Source organism: Streptomyces specialis (assembly GCF_001493375.1).
GTDB classification, from domain to species: Bacteria; Actinomycetota; Actinomycetes; order Streptomycetales; family Streptomycetaceae; genus Streptomyces; species Streptomyces specialis.
Map to the genome: position 1 here is coordinate 170,529 of NZ_LN929763.1, position 22,439 is coordinate 192,967.

Annotated in this window: 20 protein-coding genes; 9 read left to right on the forward strand and 11 right to left on the reverse strand. The window is 69.7% G+C overall.

Features of this window, described 5'->3' with window-relative positions; all coding sequences use genetic code 11:
• The first annotated feature begins 1 nt into the window (after nt 1).
• The 5 genes from BN2279_RS27125 to BN2279_RS04485 all read left to right on the forward strand — a co-directional run bounded on the left by BN2279_RS27125 (nt 2) and on the right by BN2279_RS04485 (nt 4,532).
• A complete protein-coding gene (locus tag BN2279_RS27125) occupies nt 2-616 on the forward strand; it encodes a DUF488 domain-containing protein (protein ID WP_199827629.1) in 615 nt (204 codons plus the stop codon).
• Complete coding sequence (locus BN2279_RS04470) at nt 613-1,050, forward strand: DUF488 domain-containing protein (RefSeq protein ID WP_059006630.1); 438 nt, start codon at nt 613-615, stop codon at nt 1,048-1,050. The genes BN2279_RS27125 and BN2279_RS04470 overlap by 4 nt, the downstream gene beginning before the upstream one ends.
• A 243-nt stretch (nt 1,051-1,293) precedes the next feature.
• On the forward strand, nt 1,294-1,515 hold the full coding sequence (locus tag BN2279_RS04475) for a hypothetical protein (protein WP_059006632.1): 222 nt from the start codon (nt 1,294-1,296) through the stop codon (nt 1,513-1,515).
• Nucleotides 1,516-2,124: 609 nt separating this feature from the next.
• Nucleotides 2,125-3,687 carry an AAA family ATPase gene (locus BN2279_RS04480; protein ID WP_059006634.1) on the forward strand — a complete coding sequence of 521 codons (1,563 nt, stop codon included), beginning with the start codon at nt 2,125-2,127 and terminating at the stop codon, nt 3,685-3,687.
• Nucleotides 3,688-3,797: 110 nt separating this feature from the next.
• Nucleotides 3,798-4,532, forward strand: coding sequence for a hypothetical protein (locus tag BN2279_RS04485; RefSeq protein ID WP_159037051.1), 735 nt, complete (start codon nt 3,798-3,800; stop codon nt 4,530-4,532).
• Nucleotides 4,533-5,250: 718 nt separating this feature from the next.
• On the opposite strand, the gene BN2279_RS04495 is transcribed toward BN2279_RS04485, so the two are convergent.
• From BN2279_RS04495 to BN2279_RS04510, 4 genes are all read right to left on the reverse strand, one after another.
• On the reverse strand, nt 5,251-6,357 hold the full coding sequence (locus BN2279_RS04495; protein ID WP_059006641.1) for a radical SAM protein: 1,107 nt from the start codon (nt 6,355-6,357) through the stop codon (nt 5,251-5,253).
• Nucleotides 6,358-6,381: 24 nt separating this feature from the next.
• Nucleotides 6,382-8,529, reverse strand: a complete 2,148-nt coding sequence (locus BN2279_RS04500) for an ATP-binding protein (RefSeq protein ID WP_079031831.1) — start codon at nt 8,527-8,529, stop codon at nt 6,382-6,384.
• A gap of 393 nt (nt 8,530-8,922) precedes the next feature.
• Nucleotides 8,923-9,942, reverse strand: coding sequence for an NsdA family TPR-like regulatory protein (locus BN2279_RS04505; protein WP_059006645.1), 1,020 nt, complete (start codon nt 9,940-9,942; stop codon nt 8,923-8,925).
• A 170-nt stretch (nt 9,943-10,112) separates the two neighbouring features.
• Nucleotides 10,113-10,850, reverse strand: coding sequence for a hypothetical protein (locus tag BN2279_RS04510; RefSeq protein ID WP_059006647.1), 738 nt, complete (start codon nt 10,848-10,850; stop codon nt 10,113-10,115).
• 309 nt (nt 10,851-11,159) lie between these two features.
• On the opposite strand from BN2279_RS04510, the gene BN2279_RS04515 reads away from it, so the two are divergent.
• Nucleotides 11,160-11,864: a hypothetical protein gene (locus tag BN2279_RS04515; protein ID WP_059006759.1), complete on the forward strand. Its 705-nt coding sequence runs from the start codon at nt 11,160-11,162 to the stop codon at nt 11,862-11,864.
• A gap of 427 nt (nt 11,865-12,291) precedes the next feature.
• On the opposite strand, the gene BN2279_RS04520 is transcribed toward BN2279_RS04515, so the two are convergent.
• The 3 genes from BN2279_RS04520 to BN2279_RS04530 form a co-directional block, all read right to left on the reverse strand.
• Nucleotides 12,292-13,188, reverse strand: a complete 897-nt coding sequence (locus BN2279_RS04520; RefSeq protein ID WP_059006649.1) for a pentapeptide repeat-containing protein — start codon at nt 13,186-13,188, stop codon at nt 12,292-12,294.
• Nucleotides 13,178-13,423: a hypothetical protein gene (locus tag BN2279_RS04525; RefSeq protein WP_159037052.1), complete on the reverse strand. Its 246-nt coding sequence runs from the start codon at nt 13,421-13,423 to the stop codon at nt 13,178-13,180. Before BN2279_RS04525 ends, BN2279_RS04520 begins: the two co-directional genes overlap by 11 nt.
• A gap of 65 nt (nt 13,424-13,488) precedes the next feature.
• The gene (locus tag BN2279_RS04530) at nt 13,489-13,902 is read right to left on the reverse strand and encodes a DUF6313 family protein (RefSeq protein WP_059006653.1); all 414 of its coding nucleotides are present in this window, start codon (nt 13,900-13,902) and stop codon (nt 13,489-13,491) included.
• A 582-nt stretch (nt 13,903-14,484) separates the two neighbouring features.
• On the opposite strand from BN2279_RS04530, the gene BN2279_RS04535 reads away from it, so the two are divergent.
• Nucleotides 14,485-16,629 carry a pentapeptide repeat-containing protein gene (locus tag BN2279_RS04535; RefSeq protein ID WP_079031832.1) on the forward strand — a complete coding sequence of 715 codons (2,145 nt, stop codon included), beginning with the start codon at nt 14,485-14,487 and terminating at the stop codon, nt 16,627-16,629.
• A 245-nt stretch (nt 16,630-16,874) separates the two neighbouring features.
• Here the strand turns inward: BN2279_RS04535 and BN2279_RS04540 are convergent, their stop codons facing one another.
• Nucleotides 16,875-18,134: a DUF1266 domain-containing protein gene (locus BN2279_RS04540; protein WP_234347435.1), complete on the reverse strand. Its 1,260-nt coding sequence runs from the start codon at nt 18,132-18,134 to the stop codon at nt 16,875-16,877.
• Nucleotides 18,135-18,376: 242 nt separating this feature from the next.
• On the reverse strand, nt 18,377-18,979 hold the full coding sequence (locus tag BN2279_RS04545; protein WP_107115509.1) for an HD domain-containing protein: 603 nt from the start codon (nt 18,977-18,979) through the stop codon (nt 18,377-18,379).
• A 30-nt stretch (nt 18,980-19,009) separates the two neighbouring features.
• Here BN2279_RS04545 and BN2279_RS04550 point away from each other — a divergent pair, with 30 nt between their 5' ends.
• Nucleotides 19,010-19,453, forward strand: a complete 444-nt coding sequence (locus tag BN2279_RS04550) for a hypothetical protein (protein ID WP_159037053.1) — start codon at nt 19,010-19,012, stop codon at nt 19,451-19,453.
• Here the strand turns inward: BN2279_RS04550 and BN2279_RS30235 are convergent.
• Entirely contained in the window at nt 19,450-20,064 is a 615-nt protein-coding gene (locus tag BN2279_RS30235; RefSeq protein ID WP_079031833.1) for a hypothetical protein, read from the reverse strand. The two genes, BN2279_RS04550 and BN2279_RS30235, sit on opposite strands and share 4 nt — an antisense overlap.
• Nucleotides 20,065-20,310: 246 nt before the next feature.
• Between BN2279_RS30235 and BN2279_RS04560 the strand changes: the two genes are divergently transcribed.
• Nucleotides 20,311-21,624: a helix-turn-helix domain-containing protein gene (locus tag BN2279_RS04560; RefSeq protein ID WP_324612812.1), complete on the forward strand. Its 1,314-nt coding sequence runs from the start codon at nt 20,311-20,313 to the stop codon at nt 21,622-21,624.
• Nucleotides 21,625-21,723: 99 nt separating this feature from the next.
• Here BN2279_RS04560 and BN2279_RS04565 read toward each other — a convergent pair whose 3' ends face one another.
• Nucleotides 21,724-22,434 (reverse strand): hypothetical protein, encoded by a 711-nt coding sequence (locus BN2279_RS04565; protein ID WP_159037054.1) that lies wholly within the window; start codon nt 22,432-22,434, stop codon nt 21,724-21,726.
• Nucleotides 22,435-22,439 lie beyond the last annotated feature (5 nt).

Genomic DNA, 22,439 nt, shown 5'->3' on the forward strand with positions numbered 1-22,439 from the left:
GGTGACAGGTAATAAGCTGCTGACGATCGGTCATTCCAGTCACAATTTCGCGACCTTCGTTGGACTGCTTCGCGGATGCGAGATCACGGCAGTCGCCGATGTGCGGTCGGTTCCTTTCAGTCGTTTCACGCCTCAGTTCAATCAGCGCTCTGTGGAGCACGGTCTACATAAGGCTGGCCTTGAATATGTCTTTCTGGGTAAAGAACTGGGCGCGCGCACAGATGACATGACCTGCTACGTCAACGGGCGGGTACAGTATGGCCGTCTCGCGCGGACACCCGGTTTTATCGATGGCATTGAACGCTTGGCCAAAGGTGCGCAAAGCCAGCGAATTGCCATAATGTGTACCGAGGGTGAGCCGTTGGACTGTCATCGCACCGTGCTGGTCGCGCGGGTGCTCACTGATCACGGCCTTACGATCGGTCATATCCATGGCAATGGGCTGGTCGAGAGCCACACTTCAGCGATGGAACGCCTCATGGTCAAGTTCGGCCTGGCGGAGCAAGAACTATTCCGCACGCCAGCTGAGCGTCTTGAGGAGGCGCTGAGCCGCCAGGAACAGCGGATCGCTTATGTCAAGGACGAGTTTTCTGCTGATAGGGCAGTAGGGACATGAAGATCCATACCATCGGATTCACGAAGAAGTCTGCCCAGAAGTTCTTCGACCTGTTGCGCACGTCTGGAGCCGTGACTCTGGTCGACGTCCGACTTAATAACGTCTCGCAACTGGCAGGATTCGCCAAGCGAGACGATCTGAAGTATTTCCTCGATGAGCTCTGTGGCATGACGTACACGCATCGGCCTGACCTTGCGCCGACGCAGCCCCTGCTCGATGACTACAAGAAGCGTGGCGCCGACTGGGCGACATACGAATATCGGTTCCTAGAACTAATGGGGCAGCGGAGAGTTGAGGATATCGTCCCGCAAAAAATGCTCGACAATTCGGTCTTGCTTTGCAGCGAGGATAAACCACACCATTGCCATCGCCGGTTGGTCGCGGAGTATCTCGCCCAACGCTGGGAAAGTGTCACGATCGAGCACCTGGTCTGAGCTACGCAACAACCAGGCGTACGCGGCGCCAAAGTCGCCAACCTCTTCTTCAACGGGGTCCCGCCCGCTTAGCCAGGCGCGCTACGCGTCCATACGGTCCATCGCCCGCGTTGATGGGGGCGCCGCCCCATGGGTCGCGCGATGACGAGTGATCAGCCCCGACCAAGGATGTGGCTCTGCGTGTGGCGTCGGCGCTCGCCAGCCGGATCAGATAGGGACGAGACGTCGACATCGACGAGGCCCGTGGATCAGATCGACCTGTGGGAGCAGGCGCGTCGTGACGCCGAGCCGCCCGCGCCAGATCGCCTCACGCAGATCGCGCGGGAGACCTGGGACGAGTTCGTTCGCGGTGGCACCGATCGATACCAGGTTCCCAAGGAGGTGAGGGATGCGATGAACGCAGCCGGCATCGACGGCACCGTCGTCCGCAGCACATGGGTGGATTTTGCTCGTCACCGCAGATAACCCGGGCCCCTATTGGGTGCTGCACGAGCCCGATGAGGCCCGCTGGCGGCAGGAGCTCGCCATCGACGTCAGCTGCCACCTCGGAAAGCTGCTGGACGTCTACGTGCATGTGATCCACAACTACTAGCCAATCTGCTGATGGCTACAGTGAGAGCGACGCGATAAGGCCCCGGCCACCGTGCCCGGGACTCTCACCGAGAGGCTGCACCAAACCCAAAGGCGGCCCGCCGCGACCGCGGTGAGTCAGCCGCCGGATACCCGAGCATCTATGTTCCTGCCCGGCGGCCGTGAACGCCGGAGCCATGCGGCGCGACCATACGCCGGCAACGCGCCCCCCGGCGAGGGGCAGCCACCTCCGGGTAAGCGTGAGAAGTCGATGCCTTCCTCCTTATGTGGCCTCGGGGTGCGGGCGAAGGTACGGGCTGCCTATGTTCGGGCCGGGGGAGTGGCGCCCGGCACCCGTAGATGGGTACCGGGTCACGGCGGGAGTTTGGCATCATGATCCTCATGCTGGGCTGGCACCTAACGATCGGCGGCTCGGCGCAGTGTCCCCGGGGACAGCACGGTCCGTGAAGGCGGCAGGACAGCAATCAGGGAAGCAGGGGGCGGATGTGGTTCACCGTCGAGGGCAGGCAGCCGCGTCCGCTTCACCGGGGTCCGGCAGAGCTGGTCCTCCTTCAAACCAATTCGAACGACTACGGGTACACCACGCTGTATCGCCTGTGGCTGCGTAACAGGCACGAGACCGTCGAACTAGGTGCCGTCCGGATCGCCTACGCCGGACTACCGGAGTGGGAACACCCGATTCCGCCCAGCATGTTCCGAGACTTGTCGGACCTCGGCCAGCATCAGCGATGGTTCTCCCTCGGACTGGACGACGTCTACTACACCAACGTCCGCGGGCTGGGAGCGACCCGGGCGGAGACGATCCTGAGGGGTCTGCACGACATCGCCTTCAGCGAGGAAGCCTACGAAGAGGCCGTGCAGCATCATGTGACGCAACGCTCCTTGCTGCGCGGTGTCGAGACCGGCACCGTGACGAACCAGTTCCGGCGCATCGCACAGGGCAAGGCGAGGCTGACCTCCTACAGCTTCCGTTACGATCCGCCAGCAGGCCCTGAACCTGGGGCGAGCTCTGTCCCCGGCGGGCCGCTGGAGTTCGCCGTACAGCGGGAGTCAGCGCCTCCCACGAACGTCCACGTGCTGATCGGCCGCAACGGCTCCGGCAAGACCACCTTCCTGCGCAACCTGGCCCGTGCGGTCGTCGATACCGGCGAAGCACAGGAAGCGACAGGGGCGATAACCATGAGCACGGGGCAGTTCGTGAACGTCGTATCCGTGACCTTCAGCGCGTTCGACCCTTTCGCAGACATCACGCCGCCTGACTCCGGTACTTCCACCGCGATCGGATACCGGTACATAGGGCTCGCTCACGAAGCCAATGGCGAGGAACGCCCTCCGGGAGGCGAACGACGAACGATCGGGGACTTCGGTGGCGCTTTCGCTGGCAGCATGCGAGAAATCTTCATCGCCGATCGGGGTCGGCGCTGGGCCGACACTCTGGAACCCCTCGCGAGCGACCCGAACTTCGCGCAGTCCCCGGTACTCGACTACGCCCGCACGTTCCCCGGGATGCGTGGCTTCGACGGCAGCGATTTCTATGAGGCGGTTGCACTCTTCCGCAGCCTGAGCTCCGGACACGCGATCACGTTGCTGACCGTCACTCAACTCGTAGAGAAGGTGGCGGAACAGTCCCTCGTGCTCCTGGACGAGCCGGAGACACACCTGCACCCGCCGCTGCTCGCCGCCTTCATCCGGGCCCTCACCCAGTTGCTGATGGACCGCAACGCGGTCGGGATCATCGCCACTCACTCGCCGGTCGTCCTGCAGGAAGTGCCGCGCTCCTGCGTCTACAAGCTCAGCCGGGTCCGCCCGCCCGAACGCCCGGAGATCGAGACCTTCGGCGAGAACGTCGGCGTGCTCACCCACGAGGTATTCGGCCTGGAAACCCGGCAGTCCGGCTTCCAGGCCGAGCTGGCGAAGGCCGTCGACAGGCTGGACACCTACCAGGAGGTCCTCGACCACTTCGGCGGCCAGCTAGGCGGAGAGGCCAAAGGACTGGTACGCATCCTCCTCGCCCAGCGTGCGGCACGGCGAGGGCCGCTTTCCTGATGTGGCCCCTGGATCCCCCTCTCATAGCCGCCCGTGACAGCTACCTGGCCTGTGTCAGCAGCACCCAGGATCGCCCCCGTCGGGCCCGCCTCCTTGCCGCAACCGACGCCGTGGACCAGGCCGCAACGCGGTTCCGCCACGCGGTCCAGACCGGCCGGGTCTGCTCCCTGGTGACGGACGACTACCAGGTACCCGGCATCCGGGCCACGGAAGCCGTCACCTGGACCTACCGCAACGGCATGGTCAATACCGGCCGGGGACGGGAGATCTACCAGCAGATCATGGCGGCGCCGCCTTACGAGCGATGCCCGCTGTGCGGGCACGGCATCGTACGGACCCTGGACCACTACATGCCCAAGAGTTCCTTTCCGGCCTTGTGCGTGACCCCGGACAATCTCGTCCCGGCATGCGGCGACTGCAACCACATCAAGGGCGAGAAGGCTCCGGCGAGCCCGGAGACCACGCTGCTGCACCCGTACTTCGACCGGATCGACAACGTTTCCTGGCTCGGCGCGCGCGTGATCCGGGAGACACCGCCACGTCTGGAGTTCCATGTCAAGCCTGTTGGGACCTGGACCCAGGAGCTCACCGAGCGGGTACGGCACCACTTCCGTCTCTTCGGCCTGGCCATGCGCTATGCGCCGCCGGCCAACAGCCTGATCAACGATATCCGTCGCCGCATTGCAGCGCTGTTCGAGTGCGGCGGCGCTTCCCTGGTGCGCGACTACCTGCACGATGAAGCGGACACACGCCTGGCGACCCGCCGCAACGGCTGGGAAGGGGTCACCTACCGGGCACTGGCTGAGGACGACTGGTTCTGCTCCCAGGGCTTTACTACGTGCTGACTGATCGAGCCCCCGCACATGTCGGCTCACGACGATGTGGCGGTGCGCACCGGCCAGACTCGTGCCCTCAGCGGGACCACGCACACGGACACGCAGCCGGATCTCTACTTCCTGGAGCCCGTTGTGCCTTCAGCTGCACCGGCTCTGGCCTCGTGTGAGTCCATCTCTCGGTGGAGGCGGCTCCTCGTGGGAAGAGAACGATGGGCGCTCGGACGACTACGCCATCGAGTTCAAGACCACCGTCACTGGCCTGCGCCGGGCGGCGGACGAGTGGGACCGCAGCATGGCCCCGTTCCATCGCGCTGATTCTGACTCGCGCCGCGGCCTGTTGCCCGAACTCATGTAGGAGCGGGAGACCACGCCTTGTTGACCACCAGGGCCGCGCCCGGGTCTCCACGGGCGGAGCATCAGGATTCCGCACATGGGTGCCGTGGCACCGCGCGGACCCGCCGGACGGCCAAGAAGCACGCGAACCAGCCTGCCTGGCACAGTCGATGAACAAGCAGGACCAGCCGCCCGGGCACCCGCAGGCAGGAACTCACACTGGCCGATCTCAGGCGATCCAGCGCGGAGATTCCCCCGCAGTGCCCTGACCGAGACAGAACCGGCCATTACTTCGCGGACCCGATCCGCTCGCACCTGCGGGTACGGGCGGTACCGTGCTCGGCCTTCTCCCCCAGGGCCGAGGGGCCTCAGCTCATGTCCCAGGCCGAGGGCGTCAGGCGGTGCCGGTCAACTCCTTCGCCTGCTGGGTGAGGCAGGAGCAGGCGTCGACGCGTGACACGTAGGGGACGTGGGTGTCCGTGGACAGGTCGGTCAGGAAGGCGTCGAGCGTGTTGGGGTCATGCAGGACATTGAGGATGCCGGCCGACGAGTGGTTGCACAATTTCAGGTCGCCGAACGGCGACACGGAGAGCCTGCTGATGTGTCGGCCCCGGCGGGCGCCGTCGACACTCTGGGGAGGGGAGCCGACCAGTATCCCGATCCGGTCACCGGCTGCCGCACGCAGTGAGTCAACGAGTTCGTCGAAGACGCGGTTGGAGAGGCCGAGGTCTTCTCGGCGGGCGCCTTGGCCGGTCGGGTGGAAGCAGTTGAGCACGATGATGCCGACGCCCAGCTGCTGGGCCACGTCGGCCAGGACGTCGACATGGTCAACGTTCTTCCGCGTCACCACGCAGGTCATGGAGGCCGATAGCCCGGCTTCCACCGTGAGCGCCAGGGCCCGTACGGCTGAGCGCCAGGATGCGCGCCCGGCCAGTTCGTCGTGCACGGCCGGCACGTGGGAGTGGACTGGGACGCTGATGCGGGTCAGGCCGGCCGTGGTCAGGGCGGACAGTCTGTTCCGGGTGAGGCCGCGGCCGTTGGTCGTCATCCCGATGCTGTCGCAGTGCTGCCTGAGATGTTCGGTGAGCGGAACGATCTGCGGATACAGCAGTGGTTCTCCGCCGGAGAGCGTGACGTGGCTGATGGGAATGCGTGCGGCAATGCGGTCAGTAGTGTCCCGGAGCTGTTCGGGGGAGAGGACGAGCCGGTCCTGATGGGGCGAACCCGCCGGGCGCCAGGGGTTGTAGCAGAAGACGCAGTCGAGATTGCACGATTCGACGAGCTCCAGCCACAGAGAGATCCCCGGCGTGCCGTGAGGGCTGTCGGTGTCGCAATCACCGTCCCATGCGGCTTCCCGGAGTTCGTGCGGCCCTGCGGTCTGTGCGAACCGTGCGCGCCATGCGCTGATGGATGCGCGGTCACCGGGCTCAGGGGGTAAGGCGTTCCCGGTAAGGCGACCGACGATGCCGACCGCCTCCTCAGCGGAGATCACGTGCGCCATCTGTCGTCTCACTTCCGTGTGGAGTCATGGTCGGCTGTGCAGTTTCCTTGCAGCGTCCGCCTGATCGGGGGCGCCCAGGTCGGCGAAGATGTCACGGGCCTCAGTCCATGCCCCGACCGCCTCGTCGTGCTGGCCCGCATCGGCGTGGACCTGCCCGAGCGTCATCAGGAACCGGGCCACGCCGTACCGGTTGCCGAGGCGGCGGCGCAGAGTGACCGCGCGCCGGATCGTGTCCAGCGCCTCGTCGAATGCCCCGAGCTGCGCCTGGGCATGACCGATGATCTTCAGAGAGATGGCGATCCCGTAGGAGTCGTCGATCGCTTCCCTGATGCGCAGTGCCTCGCGCGCGGTTTCCAGTGCCTCCTCGAACCGGCCCATCAGGTTCAGGCAGTCCGCCATGCTGTTCAGCGCCATGCCATGGCCACGCGGGTGATCCTCTGCGGCGGAGAAGATCTCGAGCGACATGTGGTAGTTCGCCAGGGCTTCCTCGAAGCGGCCGGTGTCCTTGAGGACGTTGCCCAGGTTCTGTCTGGCGTAGGCCAGGCCGCTGGCATCACCAAGTCCCTCGAAGAGTTCGATGGCCCGGGAGTGGCACTCGAGGGACTGCGCCGTCTGTCTGAGATTGCGGTATGCCACTCCCTGGCTGGTCAGCAGCATCGCCTCGGACACCTTGTCGCCGCAGTCCCGCGCCGACGCGATCCCGATCTCATTGCAGGTGATCCAGTCAGACCAGTGCTTGCTGATATTGAAGTAGTTCCACAGCAGCCGTGGGAGAATCGCTGCCCGGCGGTGCTCGCCGATTTCCCTGGCGCGCCTGGTGACATCGATCAGGTTGGTGCGCTCGTCCTCCAGCCAGCGCATGGCGTCGTCGTAGGACCCGAAGGCTTGGCCGCTTGCGGTCAGCGGCTGAGGGTCTTCGATCGGGATCCTCGCCGGCGTGATGCAGGCGCCGGCGTTGTCCGCGCTGGCCGTGTACCAGTCGATGAGCCGGCGTGTCGCCTTGTCCTGGGACTGCATGGTGTCGGTTCTCCTTGCGAGGTTCCGGGCGTAGGCACGCAGCAGGTCGTGAAAGGCGTAGCGGTCGGCTCCTGTCTCCGACAGGAGATTCACGCTGACCAGTTTCCGGACCGCTCTGCGGGTCTCCCGGTGATCCAGGCCGCACAGTGCCCCGACAGCGGGAAGGGGGATGTCACGCCCGGGATGGAGCCCCAGACACCGGAACACCTCGGCCGGGCGGCCTCGCAGGGTCCGGTACGACCAGGCGAAGACCGCCTCGATCTCGGCGCGCTGGTCGCCCTCCAGGGACAGTGCCTGGAGGTGGCCGTCCTCCCGCAGATCCTGAAGATGCTCGGCGATGGTCAGGTAGGGCCGGATGCGTACCTGCTCAGCGGCGATCCGCAGGGCGAGGGGCAGGTAAGCGCAGTCCCGGGCGAGTTCCGCGGTCGCTTCCGGCTCGGCCCGCGCGCGCTCGGGGTTGACCACGATCGCGATCAGGCGGATCGCGTCGTCCCGTGGCAGGGGGGCCAGCGTGATCCGGTCAGCCCCGTCCCGGGCGGCGAGCCCGGCAAGCTGGTGCCTGCTGGTCACCAAGACCAGTGACCGGGATCCTGCGAGGAAAGGCCGGGCCTTCTCGGCCGACCCGACGTTGTCCAGCACGATGAGGATCCGGCGGTCAGCGACCAGCGTGCGGAAGAGCGCGGCCTGGGTGTCCAAGGTCCCGGGCAGGTCCTGCGGCGGGACGCCCAATGCCCGCAAGAAACTATCGAAGACCTCTTCGGAACTGGCCGGCCGCGCGTGGTCGAAATCGTGGAGGTCAGCGAAGAGATCTCCGCCGGAGAACCAGTCCCGGTGACGGTAGGCCCATTCAACCGCCAGCTCCGTCTTCCCGACCCCGGGCGAACCGTCGATGACCACCGTCCTCGGGCCAGGCTCCGTGACCGGCCGCAGCAGAGCGCTCAGGCACGCAATCTCCTGAGTACGTCCTACGAACGCGCTGCCGCGCTGCCTGAGTTGCCGCGGAGGGGGAGCGGTGCCCGCTGACTGCTGGAAGATGACATCGCCGGAGATTGAACCGGCTTGCACGACATGGGTGCTGTTACCCGAAAGGTGATTGATCGTCCGGGCGCCGGCTTCTGTGTCGCTGCCGAGCCTTTTCCCTCTGGGCCGGAACATGCGTCCCCCTGGAGGTCACCGACAAGAGCACCAGGCTAATCATCGCCCTTGTACGTCAACAGGCCATAACCGGGCAGACTGACGGCAGGAAAGGGACGGCCAAGGCCATCCGAAGCGGGAACTTGGCCCAGGACCGTGGGCTACTGCCCATCCTCCCATTCCTGCAGGACCTTCCAGAAGCATCCGGGTGAGGAACGAGGCGTCGACAATGGGACGGTGAGGTCACCGTGGGCAGAGCCGTCCGTGCTGGTGCTGGTGGGCTGCCAGGGAATCGTGACATCGGGCGCGGGAGACGCCGGTGCCCGTGCGGGCCATGGGACCTGCGGGTGGCGTCCCAGCAGGCCAGCTTCGTTCCGTTCCCCGGACACCCAGCAAGGCTGGCGTGGTCGGTGGTCATGCGGCCAGGGTGGTTGCGACGCGTTCGCGGAGTTCGTGGACGGCGGGGACTTCGCGGTGTTCGTGGAGGGCGGCGGCGAGGTCGCGCAGGGGGCCGGTGGAGCGGTGGGAGCTGATTTCCTCGGTGAGGTCGAGGGCGCGGTTGGCGGTGGCGCAGGCGCGTTCGAGGTCGTTCTGGCGGCGTTGGGCGTCGGCCTGGCGTGTGAGGAAGAGGGCTTGCGTGCGGACCCGGTCGCTGGGGAAGAGCACGGCGGCCTGGAGGAAGGTCTGCTCGGCGCGGTCCGGTCGGTTCATGTCCAGGTGGGTGGAGGCTTCGGCGCCGAGCAGTTCGCTCCGGTCGAACCAGTACACCCATTCGGGGTCCTCGTAGGAGTTCCCGTCGGCGGTGACGAGGAGCTCGCCAGCGCTGGCGAGGTCGGCGAACGCGGCCGGGTCGTTCTGCTGGGCGCGGGCTCGGGCGCGGCGGGACAGGAGCATGGCTTCGACCCGCGGGGTGGTGCGTCCTCGGGCAGCGGAGAGCGCGGCGGTGGTCATCGCTTCGGCGTCGGCGGCGCGTCCGGTGTTGTTGGCGGCGATGGACCAGAACGCGAGGATGTGGCTGCCGAGCACGGGATCGGATGAGGTGTGGGCCGAGCGCAGTGCGGCCTGGTAGACCGCGTCGGCGCAGGTGTCGTGGATGTCGAACAGTGCCCAGGCGTGCATGCGGGCGAGGTCCGCCGCGGCGGCGTGCAGACGAGCGCCGTGCGCGTCGGTGTACGAGCGGTCCTTCAGCAGGTGGACGACGAGCTGGAGGCTGGTGGCGGTCTCGGACAGGAGCTGGCCGCCGCCGTCGGCGTCATCGGCCTGCCGAAGCTGGCGGACGCGGTCCTCGAAGCGGGCCACGGCGGCTTCACCGATGCGGCGTGCGTGCGTGATCTGCCCAGCCGCCGCGGGATCGGCGGTGAGCCAGGCGTAGAGGGAGGCGGTCAGAGTGGTGCCGGTCAGCAGGGTGAAGTGCCGTCGGTCCATGGTGGTCACGGTGGTGGTCTCCCTTGCGGACACTTCATCAAGGGCGTGGCCGGTGTTCGACAGTTTCCGGGCGCGGGCTGCGCGGCGATCGGCCGACCCCTGCCCGGCTTCGGGCCGGATGACGACCAGCGCGGCCAGGAATGGACGCAATGGCACGGTGTCCTGCCCCTGTGACGACATCAGGTTGTGCGCTGCGGCTTGCCGTCCAGCCAGCACCGCACCTGTGGGGTGAAGTCGAACACGGCCTTGTCCAGCCGCTCCCGGGCCCTGGCTTGGGCTTCGTGCAAGTCCCGTGGCTCCCCGTGCATCGCCAGGGTGGCGGCGATCTGGCGCCCGGTCACGATCCCTGCGGCGTCCGTCTGCTCCGCCACCATGTCCGCGTAGTGGTCGGCGGCCTTCTTCACCCACTCCCAGTCCGCTGCCGACCCCGGGCCCACCGCCTCACGCAGGTACTTGTACGCCGGCTCCGCCACGTTGTACTCCTCGTGCAGCTTGTGCAGCTCGTCGACCGGCCGGTGGGCGCGTTCGGCGCGGTCGATCCGTTCCGACACCGCCGCGCACTCCTCGTACGCGCGCTGCTTGAGGCCATTCCAGGCCCGCAGTGAGCGGCCGGTGGCGAACAGCTCGCGCGCGGCCTCATACAGCGGGTGGGCCTGGGGCACCAGATGCTCCGGTCCGGTCAGTTCCAGACGGCGCCAGGCCGTATCGAGACCCTGCCCGGAGGCTTCCCGGGTGTGCGGCTCCTCCTTGAGGACCAGGGCGGCGTCGAAGAACGCGATGACGGACTCGTACTGCCACTCGGCGGTCTTGGACCGCCACGTCATCCGGGCCGTGCGGCGTGCGGCGGCGTAGGCGACCGCGGCGGCTAGCACCGTGGCCGCTGCTGTGGCGAAGGGGACCCACTGGGTGAACGTCATACCGCCCAGAGTGCCGAGGATGCCGGTGACGAAGAAGCCATTTGAGTAGATTCTGAGGTGCTACCCGAATCTGGCCGCCCCCTGCCGCGCGGCGCGCACGTACCGGAAGCGGTCCGTGCGCTCTACCGCCCGCCCCCGCCGATCCCCTACCGTCCCTCCCGGCACAAACACGGTGACCAGCAAGGGGATTGATGGCAGGTCATCACGGTGACGGTACGCAGGGGCTGGGACAGGACGGACTGCCGGGGGAGGAATGGACGCCCACGCAGGAGCCCAGCACGGACGGTGCCGCGCGGCATAGTGCGGGGGGTGACCACCACACCGGACCGTCTGGACCGGCCCGCCCGCCGCCGCCGTCACGCGCGGTTGCTTCTCGCTCTGACCGAACTGATCGGTGCCTGCGCCGAAGCGGCGGGCGCGGTGTACGGGCCGATCGCGGCCGCTCCGCCCGGCCAGGAGGCCGTGACGACGGACCTCATGCCGTGCATCAAGGTCAGCCTCTCCGCCGCCACCCTGCTGGACCGTGCTCGCGCGGAGGACGAGGCCCGGTGGCCGGCCGCTGTGGAGCGGGAACGGGAGGAGGCCCGGCGGACATACGCCGCGCGGTGCGCCGTGGCGCAGGCCCAAGCCCTCCTGGAGGAGTTTTCAGAGGAGGAGGGGTTCTCGGACAAGGAGGGTCTCGTGGAGAAGGAGCCGGGGCCGTCCGGTGTGCCGGTGCCGACGGCGCAACAGGCCACCGACGCGGAGCTGATCAGTGCGGGCGACGAGGTCGCCGCGCAGTGGCTGACCGATCCGGAGCAGGCGGTCGCCCGGGTGCGCGAGCTGACAGTCGGCGGCGAGCTCGCCGCCAGTGAAATCCTCGACCAGGCGGTCGACTCCGCGGTGTTGAGCGGTCTGCTGGCGTTGCAGGGAGCGCGCACCACGCCCGATCCGAGCACGGCGGCGGAGCAGTGCGTGGCAGCCACCCCGTACCTGGCCCTCGCTGTGACTCTTGCGAGTGTCGACCTCGACTGAACGAGATGAGTACCACCCAGCACGTTCACCGGCGCCCACCGGATCCGGTCACTTTCCCCCAGCCACGCCGTGATCACCGGCCGGTTGATGCCACCGCCGCGTCGAGCAGCGGCTGCTCAGTCACGACGAGGCCGAGCGGGACGCCATCGCCGCCGTCGACTGACCGCCTGCCGTAGCGATGCGCGTGGCGGCAGGCGGTCCAGACGGGGTGCGAGCAGGGCGTCGTGGTCCGGGCGGGTGCCCAGCGCGGCGCACATTCCCCGCACCCCTTTCCATGAGTGACACCTGGTCATCCGACGTCCGGCGCCGTCATCACCGGAGGGAGACGGTGCGACGACGCGAAGCTGCTGTTCGTGGACCACCGGCACGTCCACCGCCTCGGCCGGGCGGACGAGCGATGCCGCTCGTGGTGGCGTGTGACGGTTGATCAGCCGGCCGTCACGTCTGCGAGGTCCTCGGCGCTCATGACCTGGAAGTATCCGGGGGCGATCTCTACGGACCGGGCAGCGATGTCGTCGCGCAGCCGGGCAGGCCATCTGGTGTCCGAAGTCCAGTAGCAGCGGGCCAGTCGTGTTCGTTGCAGGCTCGCCTCGGCGAGGTTCGCGCCGGACAGCCGGGCCTCCCACAGGTTGGCGTGATCCAGTACGGCGCCCGACAGATCGGCCCGGGACAGATCAGCTCGGTAGAGATGCGCGCCTTCTAGTCCAGCGTTGCGGAGCACGGCGTGGGAGAGGTCAGCATGGTTCAGGATCGTGCTCCGTAGAGCCGCGCCCGTCAGGTCGGCGCCGGATAGCCTGGCGCCGGGCAGTTGCGCGTTGTCCAGGTGGGCGCGGTGCAGGGTGGCGCGGGTGAGGTCGGCACCGTCCAACTCGGTTGCGAGCAGGGTGGCGCGGGTCAGGTTCGCGTCGATCAGGCTGGCGGCTGTGAGCCTGGCGTCGGACAGCAGCGTGTCGGCCACGTCGGCCCGGTCCAGGTTCGCCTGCTGCATCTGTGCCCGGCGCAGGTTCGCCCCGGTGAGGTTCGCCCGTGCCAGCCGGGCGCGGGGCAGGTAGGCGCAGCGCAGGTTCGCGCCGGCCAGGTCGGCGCCTTCCAGTTCAGCGGCGATAGGCGTGAGGGACAGGTCATCCGGGCGTGGGACGCCGGGCGCGTCGCTGGGCTCCAGGGCTGGGGCGAGGTCCTGCATCCGGTCTTCCCCGAACCGCTCGTCGCCTTCCGCGGCGCCTTCAAGGGCACGTTGCACGTTCCCGCGTCCGGTGGGGGAGGCCGTGGGGGCGGTCTGCACCAGCAGGTCGTGCAGGATGTTGCTCAGCGGCCTAGAGGACATCGCGGCTCCCGGAGCGGGCGGGGTCGGGCTGGTAGGTACGCTCGCAGTGCGGACAGCGTCGCGTGCCCGGAACGCGTACGGCGATTCCCAGCGTGTTCAGGGCGATGGTCTCGGCGCGGCGCAGCGCGTCGACGGCCGTGTACTGCTCCATCTCGGCGGCTTGGAGGATCTTGCGGACCCAGAACGCCCACGCGCTCTCGGCCGCGTCCCAGTCCTTGTCGTGCCAGTGGTACAACTCTTCGATGGTACGCCGCTCGGCTTTCCCGGCCGCGCCGTATAGCTCGTGGAGCGACCGCATGGTCAGGAACCACCGTCCTGTCCGGAGCGCCCGGTGTCACCGCGGATCTCCGCGAGGATCGCGTCGAGGGTCTGGCTGCGGTGGGCCTCGATCTGTCCGGAGACGCCATAGCCGACCACTCCGCCGATCAGCGCCGGCAGCAGCGCCCAGCCGGTCAGGGACAGCGGCCAGGCGCACCACTGGGGTTCGGCCTCGGCCGGGGACGTGATGCCCAGCAGCGCCTCGTACGCGGTGCGCCAGCCGGCCAGGAACCCGTTGGCCACGTAGAGCACCGTCGCGCCCGCGATGACCGGGGCGGCGCTGCCCAGCAGCCAGCGCGGCAGGCGGGGCAGCGCGTCGCGGGAGCTCCAGATGAACCACAGCCGCCGGGCCAGGCCGGGGCGGGGCGGCGGCGGAATCGCGGAAGACCGGTCCACACCCTCACCGTATCCACAACGCACAAGCCGCTACCGGGGTTCACCAAAAGCTGGCGTGGACCAGCGCGGAACTGGCCGGACCTGTGCGGCTGTACAAGCCTTGGGCGCGGCCCGCCACCGCAACCCTGTGGCCCGGCGGTCCGGTGCTCAGTCGGCGGGGCGGGGACGCGCGTGCGTTGTACCGGGGCACGGTCCGGGCCAGGGCCTGGCAGGTGGAGAAAGAACCAGTAGCCGTACCGCGTGAACTTCCAGCCGGTGGTGTCGAAGCGGAAGCCGTCGAACTCGAACGCGGCCAGAGCAGCCCTGGCGCCGGCCTCGGCCTGAGAACCGGTGTCGCTGCGGCGGGCGAGGAGTTCCTCCTCGACTTCCTCGACCAGCCCCCGGGTGATCGGCCTCGCCTTCTGCGGCGGCGACCCCGCACACCCGGCTCCTTCGCCGCCGCACCGGCACAGGCTCCGGGCTGGTGCTGCCCCTTCCGGGCCCCCGCGTCGGCGCCTCCCCCGAGCACGGGGGCCACCAGGGGCGGGCAGCGGCACCGGGGCCGGGAACGGCGCCGCCGACAGGGGCTATCGTCCAGCGGATATGACGACCCCTCACCCAGACCCGGGCCCGGTCCCGGAGCCGCCGTCCTGGCCGCACTGCGCGCACGGCGCCGACCCCGCCGGTGACCCGGTCGGCTGCCGCGGAATACGCGTCGCTCCGTACAACGCGTGCCTGGCCCACCTGGACCACACCGACCGCGATGCCTACCTCGCCGACCTCACCCCCGGCGCCGACATCGACCACCGCGGCACCGTCCTCACCAGAGACCTTCTCGAACAACTCCACACCGCGCTGCGCGACCCCGGCACCAGCAAACCGCGCTATGGCGACGCCCTGTTCCACCACGTGACCTTCACCGACAGCGCCTGGTTCAACGGCGCGACCTTCACCGGCAGCGCCCGGTTCAACGGCGCCACCTTCAGCGACGCCTGGTTCGTAGGCGCCACCTTCAACCGCAGCGCCGGGTTCGAGGGCGCCAGCTTCAACCGCAACGCCGGGTTCGAGGGCGCGACCTTCACCGGCAGCGCCTGGTTCAACGGCACGACCTTCACCGGCGACACCTGGTTCGGCGGCGCAGCCTTCACCGGCGACACCTGGTTCGGCGGCGCAGCCTTCACCGGCAGCGCCCGGTTCGGCGGCGCCACCTTCAGCGACGCCTGGTTCGTAGACGCCACCTTCACCGGCGACGCCTGGTTCGTAGGCGCAGCCTTCACCGGCAGTGGCCGGTTCGGCGGCGCGACCTTCACCAGCGACGCCTGGTTCGGCGGCGCCAGCTTCAACCGCGACGCCCTGTTCGACCACGGGACCTTCACCGGCAGCGGCCGGTTCGAGGGCGCGACCTTCACCGGCAGCGCCCGGTTCAACGGCGCGACCTTCACCGGCAGCGCCCGGTTCGACAGCGCGACCTTCACCGGCGACGCCTGGTTCGAAGGCGCGACCTTCACCGGTAGCAGGTCGCGTTTCAGCAGCGCCGTTATCGCCGGCAGTGCCAGTTTCACCGAGGCGCGCGTCGGCGTGGACCGGCTGGGACCGCTGGTGTGCGGCGGTGTGGTGCGGCTGGACGGTGCGGTGTTCCCGGAGGCGGTGACGCTGGAGATCGTCGCCGCGGAGGTGTCGTGCATACGCACCCGGTGGGAGTCCACCGCCACCTTGCGGCTGCTTCATGCCCGGCTCGACCTGAGCGACGCGGTACTGACCATGCCGGTCGCGGCCGTCACCCATACCGACCCCGCGCGATTCTCCCGGCTGGAGAACCCGGACGGTGCCGTCGCCCGTGCAGTCGCCGGCGTTTTGCGGAGGCAGACCAAGGTGGTGAAGGTGGTCTCGCTGCGGGGGGTGGACGCGGCGATGCTGGTGCTGACCGGGACCGACCTGACGGATTGTGTGTTCTCCGGGGCGTTCCATCTCGACCAGCTCCGGATCGAGGGCCGTACCCGGTTCGCCGGGCCCCCGGCCGGCTGGCACCGCCGGGGGCTGTGGCCGGTGCGCTGGACCAGGCGGCGGGTGCTGGCCGAGGAGCACCACTGGCGCGCGGTGGCAGCCGGCCAGCCCGAGGTTTCTCCCGGAGGGGAGCAGTCGTCGCGGTTGTGGCGCACGGGCACAGTCCACGGTGTTCCCGGCCGCGCGCCGGTTCCCGAGGGGGTCGCGGCGGCCTACCGGCAGTTGCGCAAGGCCCTGGAGGACGGGAAGAACGAGCCCGGCGCGGCGGACTTCTTCTACGGGGAGATGGAGATGCGCCGTCACGACCGCGAGGGCACGCCGTGGGCGGAGCGCGCGTTGCTGGGCGTGTACTGGGCGGTCTCCGGCTACGGGCTGCGGGCCTCGCGTGCGCTGGCCTGGCTGGCGGCGGCGATGACCGCCACGGTGCTGGTGATGATGCTGGCCGGCCTGCCCGCCGATTCCCCGAAACCCACCACGACCGGGAAGCAGGTCGAAGCCGGGCGGGAAGTGACGCTCGTCACGGACACGCCGGACCCGGTCAATCCGCACGGGCCGCTGCGCGAGCGGCTCAGCGGCGAGCGGTTCGAACCCGCGCTGCGGGTCGTCGTCAACAGCGTGGTCTTCCGCTCCTCCGGCCAGGACCTCACCACCGCCGGCACCTACACCGAGATGGCCGCCCGCGTCACCGAACCGGTCCTGCTGGCCCTGGCCGTCCTCGCGGTACGCGGCAGGATCAAACGGTGATAGCGGCTCCCCGACGGCCTGGTGGATCCGGGTGGCGGACACGGCGCCTTCCCGGTGAGCGACCCGGCGGGCCCGCGGTCACCGCGCACTGCGCGCCGGACTGGCCGCTGGCGGGTCCTGGCTCGGCCCGGCGACCGCGTGGCGGGAGCATGGGAAGGAAGCCCACCCGCAGGCAGGAACTCTCCCTGGCCGCCCTCGCGGCGAATCCTGCACGGCTGACCCGGCCGTGCGAGATGTCTTCGCGGTCAGGCCCAGGGGATCGTGCGCCAGGGGCTTGCCGGGTCGGTGGTCAGGATCCGGTGGGCGGTGAGCATGTCCTCGTACCAGGTGCCGAAGGATTCCTCGTCGAAGTGCAGGCAGCGGCCGAGGATGTACCCGGCGGAGAACGCCTCCCATGACGCGTAGCTCATGTGGCTCATGCGGCCGGCGCGGATGATGGCCCGTTCGGCTTCCTCCACGGTGCAGTAGCGGGCGCCCAGGCCCCATCGGGCCATCTTGGAAGCCCGGCCCAGGTCCCACGCGAGCACGGACGTGACATACGCCCCGTCGCGCAGCAGGCCGTCGGCGCGGAAGCGTTCCTCGTAGCGCTCGATGCGCCCCAGCAACTGGTGCACTCGCAGGATCTCGGCGCCGGGATCGGCCGGGACCGTTTCGTGCCGATCGGCGGCCTCCTCGGCGCGGGCGCGGATGGCGCGCGCGATCCCTTCGCGCCAGTGGCCGGTGGTGATCGGGCCGCCGTAGGCGCGGGCCAGTGCATGGCGGATCTCCAGGGCGAATTCCCAAGCCGGGTGGCTGGCCCGGCCGCTGAGCAGCATTTCCTCGGTCTGGGCCCACTGGGCCGGGCTGGTGATGTCCCACCAGTCGGCCAGGCGCTGGCGTTCCTTGTGGTAGCCGGTGCCGTGCCAGGTGTGGATCGTGTTCCACACGCTGCCGTTGTTCACGCACAGCAGGGCGCCGCACGCCAGGCCGAACGCGAGCACCCCCTGCTGCGGGCCCGGGGCCAGCGTGCGCAGTGTGTGCCGATGCCCGCCTCGCGGGGCGGCGTTGTGATACCGCTGCCACATCGCCCGGTCCCCGGGCGTCGCGGTCAGGTACGCCTCGCTGGGCGTGCCGGGGTTGATGACCAGCCACCACGCCGGGCTTCCCCATCCTTCCGCCATCTGTGCCAGGGTGCGGTCGATGAAAACGGGGTCGGGGGTGGTTGCCGGGAGTTCCCCGTGGGTCCACAGCACCACGCACTGGCGGGCCGGTGCGGCGCTCCAGGCGGGGAAGTACGCGAACTGCCCGGGATGGGCGTCCGCCCACGCGCGGGGCACCGCGTGGAAGAGCCAGCTCTTCGCCAGGACGTGGAAGTACGCGTCCCAGTCACCGCGTGATTTCGCCTCGTGTAAACGCAGTTCGATATCGGTGGGCGGCTGCCACGGCCGGTACGCCGGGATGGCCGGCCCCGCCTCCGGGGGCCCGGCCGCCGCCCCCCTGACGCGTGAGAGGATAGCGGATATCACGGTGGTTAGCCGACCACATAAGCACCGCGACTGCCTCGTGGGCTCGGAGATGAGGATAAGAGATGTGTATAAGAGCCGGCCCCTCCCCCGCCTCCATGACCAGCCACTCTGCTCCCGGCCGGTGGCCGCCCCCGGGCAGGTGACAGCCCCCCTGCCGGGGAACAGCGCTGCCGCACGTCGCCCCGGCGGCGATCGGAGAATCCCGGCGTACTGCTGTACGCCGCAGCGCCAGAGGGGCAAGGCTACGGCTGCGCCGCGGGGGCGGGGCGGCGGGCCAGGAGGTCGGCGTAGGCGGCACTCATGCTCGGCGGGAGGTGACCGGCGCCCGCGCGCTGCACCTGGTGGAAGTAGGGCAGAAGCCGGATGAAGGCGGGGCGGCTCGCCCAGAAGGCGTCCGCTTCGGGGGTGTTGGCGGCGAGGCCGGTGACGTGCTCGAACGCCACGATCTTGTCGGCGGTCGCGGCGTGCAGGAGCCACGGCACGGTGGCCAGGGTGGTCAGGTGCCGGCTGGTGTGCACCCCGCTGGGGTCGGCGAGAACCTGGTGCTCGGCGTGGAGGTGAGTGATGACGGCGAGCACGTCGGCGCCGCAGGCGTTGGTGATCCGGCGGGCCATCTCCTCGTCGTTGGGGGCGAGGTCGGGGGCGTCGTGGAGCAGGCAGGCGGCGATGACGTGGACGGGGGCGCCGGGCGCGTGCCGGCCGAGGGTGGTGGTGACGCGCACGGCGTGGCCGAGGGCGGGGCCGCCGTCGATGACGTGTCCTGCGCACCACTCGGTGGCCAGGTGGAACGCGGCCTCTACGGTGGGGCTGTCGCGGCGGGCGGTGGCGAGGAAGCCAGTCATCATCACTCCTGGTTGTCGCTAGGCTACGGGCGTATGGACCGTGGTGTGAGGCTCCCGGCGGCCCGCGAGCATCTGGTGTGCGGGGTGTGCCCGTCACTGGCGATGGAGCTGGGGCGTTTCGACGTGGCGCCGCGGCCGTCGGCGGAGTCGGCGTACGCCCGGGAGCACGGCTACCGGGTGGACAGGACCAGTGGGGTGCCGGTGTGCGTTCACCCGGACAAGGTGGGGCTGCCGCCGGCCCGCTACGCCTCCGAGGGGGCGCCGTTGCCGTGGGAGGGGGAGCCCGCCGGGCCGCCTGCGCTTCCCCAGGAGCCCGGCGGGCTGGATGACTGGCTGCTCGCCTACCTGCGCAGCGTGCCGGAGCCGCTGTTCGATCGGGCACTGACGCAGGCGCAGACCGCCGCGTTCACGCGCTTCTCGCCCGGCGTGGTGGTCGAGGCGATGCGGCGGGTGCTGTCCTCCGGGCAGCTCGGCTAGGCCGGCACGAGCACCGGCCCGTTCTCGGTCTCCTCGGGTGCGGCGAACGTGAGGTTGTGGCGCCGCCCGAGGCTGGTGATGCCGATGGAGGCCAGCTTGCCGTCCAGGATGGCGTGCCGGCGGGCGGTCTCCTGGGCATCGATCCAGTGCCGTTCCGGCGGTTCGCCCCAGGCGGCGGCGTAGCAGCGGTGGGTGTAGTCACCGCGCCGCCAGTTGAAGGTCTCCCGGTCGGTCATGTGGACCAGCTCCAGTCCGGTGGCGCGCTCCATGTCCCGGACCACCGTGTGCCGGGCCAGGATCGCGTGGACCATCTCGTCCACCGGCGCGGAGACGTCCAGCTCGGCCGCGTGCTCGTCCCGGCCGCTCAGCTCCCACACGGCCGTTTTCAGCGCCAGCACGCGCAGCGCCTCGGCCAGTAGTGCGTCCTTGTCCCGTTCGAGGTCGAACTCGCTGATGGTGGTGTAGCCGGTGTAGGTGCCCCAGCAGTCGCGGTAGGCCCGTGTGGAGCGCTCCAGCCGCTCGAAGCCGGGCCACTCGTGCATGATCGTCAGGATCTCGCGGGCCCGGTCGGCGACCGTTCCCGGCTCGGGCATCGTCCTCGTGGCGTTCATCTGGTCGTTCTCCCATCGGTGGTGAACGGTGATCAGCCCGCGGTGCGCCCTGGTGAGCGTCCGCCGCCTGGCCGCCTCTGCCGTGGGGCAGCAGGGGCACCTTCGGCAGAGGCGGCACCGGGTGTCCCAGGAGCTCGGCCCGGCTGAATTCGAGTCAACACCCATGCACGGACGGTGAGGAGCTGCCAGGATGTAGGCCAGGCGTGGGCCCGTGTGGGCCGGCCCGGGAGCGAAGCGGAGGCGCCCATGATGCCGGGGGACACCATCGGTTCCCTCATCAAGGCCGCGCGGCTGGAACGCGGCTGGAGTCAGGCGCGGCTGGCGCGCGAGCTGGGCGTCGCCGAGGGGCGCGGCCGGCGCGGTGTGGACCGCGGGGCGGTCTACCGGTGGGAACGCGGAACGCGGGTGCCGGACTACTGGCTGCCCCACCTCATCCAGGTCCTCGGCATGGACCCGGCGCGCGTCCGGGTGGCCGGGTCCGGCCCGCGCACGCCGCGCTACCCGGTCCAGGCCGCCGATACGGTGGCCTCGGTCATCGAACTGGGGAGGACAGACCTCGTGGAACGCCGGCACTTCATGGCCTCCAGCAGCTACGCGCTGGCCGCGCTGGGGCTGCCGGACCTGGACGCCCTCACCCGCCGCACCGCCGCGTCGGGCCCGGTCACCGTGGGCCGGGGCGAGGTCGCCGCCGTCCGCGCCATGACCAAGACCCTCGGCGACGCCGCCGCCGAACTCGGCGGCGGGCACGCCCGCGACCTGGCCGTGCGCTACCTCACCGAAGACATCGCCCGCTGGCTCAACGGCCGCTACACCCAGGCGACCGGCCGGGAACTGTTCACCGCAGCGGCCGAACTGGTCCACCTCGCAGGCTGGATGGCCGGCGACGACGGCGAACAGGGCCTGGCGCAGCGGTACTACGCCCACTCCTACCGGCTGGCCGCCGAAGCCGGACACGCCGAAGTGTCCGCCACCGCCCTGCGCGGCCTGGCCGTCCAGGCCATCGACCTGGGTTACCGCGCGGCGGCCGTGCGGCTGTCCGAGGCATGCGTCCGCCTGGGCCGGTCCCTGGACGACCCCCGCGCGACTGCCTACTACCAGGCGACGCTGGCGGATGCCGCTGCCCTGGATGGCGACCGTGCGACCGCGACCACCGCACTGGTCGCCGCGACCACGGCCATCGAACGCGCCCCCGCAGCCCCCGGCACCTCCTGGGCCGGGCACTACACCCCCCGTCGGTGGGCCCACCACGCCGGAATGGTCCTCGCCCGGCTCGGCGACCTGGACGCCGCCGAGGAACACCTCCGCCTCGCCCTGGACACCGCCGGCCTCAACCGCCGCCGCAGCCGCGCCATCGTCCTGGCCGACCTCGGTACCCTCCACCTCCGCCGCGGCGACGCCGAGGGCGCCCTCGTCACCTGGAGCGACTTCCTCGACCACGCCGCCGGCGTCCGCTCCGTCAAGATCACGGACGCTGTCACCGACATGCGCGCCCGCCTGGCCCGGCTCGCCGGCGTACCCGCGGCGGTCGAACTCGACCAGCGCGCCGCAATCCTGACCTGACGCCACTCACCCGGCCGGACGGACGAGGAGCGCCCGCTGTCCGCGCACCGGACACGGCGCGGCGCTGTGTGCGCCGGGCAGCGCGAACTCGGTCGGTTGTCAGTCCGGGGGGCGCGGGCTGTCCGGTTCCCAGGTGACGTCCGCGTCCCAGTCCGAACCGGACCATTCCCCGTTCAGGAGCGGATACCAGCGCGATTCCTCCGGGGCCCGGCCGCACGGCGCCGTCGTCACCACTTCCAGGACCTGATCGCGGTAGATCCACTCCAGCGCGGAGGTGTGGTCGTCCCGGCTGAGGAACACGGTGAGGAAGTAGCCCGGCTCGTCGCGCCGTCTGTCCAGGTGCCACCCGTCGGCGACCAGGGCCTCGACGGCCTGCGAGATCGCGGTCCGGGCCTGGTCGGTGCTCAGCCCGGTGACGTCCCAGGTGTGCTGTACCTGCACGACGCCCGGGACGGGGTCCGGGTCGGCCTCGAACCCCATGGTCCAGTCCCTGGGGTCGCACTCCAGCCCCATCAGCCGGTTGCCGCTCACCTCGGTCCGACCGGCGGGCAGGGCCAGGGCCAGGTATATCTCCTGCGAGCGGTCCTGGAGCGCCCGCGCCGTCCGGTCCGGGTCCGCGACCGGGAACGGCTCCCCCTTCACCCACGAGTACACCCGCACCCCGCACCACACCACCAGGAGCAGCACCACCACGGCGACGACGGCCCGGACCCGGCGCCGCCCGCGGCCGGGGACCGCCCTGGGCGCCCCGGAGTTCACCGGCCGGGACGGCGGCTGAGGAGGCGGCTCGGGCGCGGCGGGATTGTCCACGGCCG

Coding starts and splice junctions, on each gene's coding strand:
- BN2279_RS04470 (WP_059006630.1), top strand. CDS start 613: ATGAAGATCCATACCATCGGATTCACGAAGAAGTCTGCCCAGAAGTTC.
- BN2279_RS04480 (WP_059006634.1), top strand. CDS start 2,125: ATGTGGTTCACCGTCGAGGGCAGGCAGCCGCGTCCGCTTCACCGGGGT.
- BN2279_RS04495 (WP_059006641.1), bottom strand. CDS start 6,357: ATGGCGCACGTGATCTCCGCTGAGGAGGCGGTCGGCATCGTCGGTCGC.
- BN2279_RS04500 (WP_079031831.1), bottom strand. CDS start 8,529: ATGTTCCGGCCCAGAGGGAAAAGGCTCGGCAGCGACACAGAAGCCGGC.
- BN2279_RS04510 (WP_059006647.1), bottom strand. CDS start 10,850: ATGACGTTCACCCAGTGGGTCCCCTTCGCCACAGCAGCGGCCACGGTG.
- BN2279_RS04520 (WP_059006649.1), bottom strand. CDS start 13,188: ATGTCCTCTAGGCCGCTGAGCAACATCCTGCACGACCTGCTGGTGCAG.
- BN2279_RS04535 (WP_079031832.1), top strand. CDS start 14,485: ATGACGACCCCTCACCCAGACCCGGGCCCGGTCCCGGAGCCGCCGTCC.
- BN2279_RS04545 (WP_107115509.1), bottom strand. CDS start 18,979: ATGATGACTGGCTTCCTCGCCACCGCCCGCCGCGACAGCCCCACCGTA.
- BN2279_RS04550 (WP_159037053.1), top strand. CDS start 19,010: ATGGACCGTGGTGTGAGGCTCCCGGCGGCCCGCGAGCATCTGGTGTGC.
- BN2279_RS30235 (WP_079031833.1), bottom strand. CDS start 20,064: ATGAACGCCACGAGGACGATGCCCGAGCCGGGAACGGTCGCCGACCGG.
- BN2279_RS04560 (WP_324612812.1), top strand. CDS start 20,311: ATGATGCCGGGGGACACCATCGGTTCCCTCATCAAGGCCGCGCGGCTG.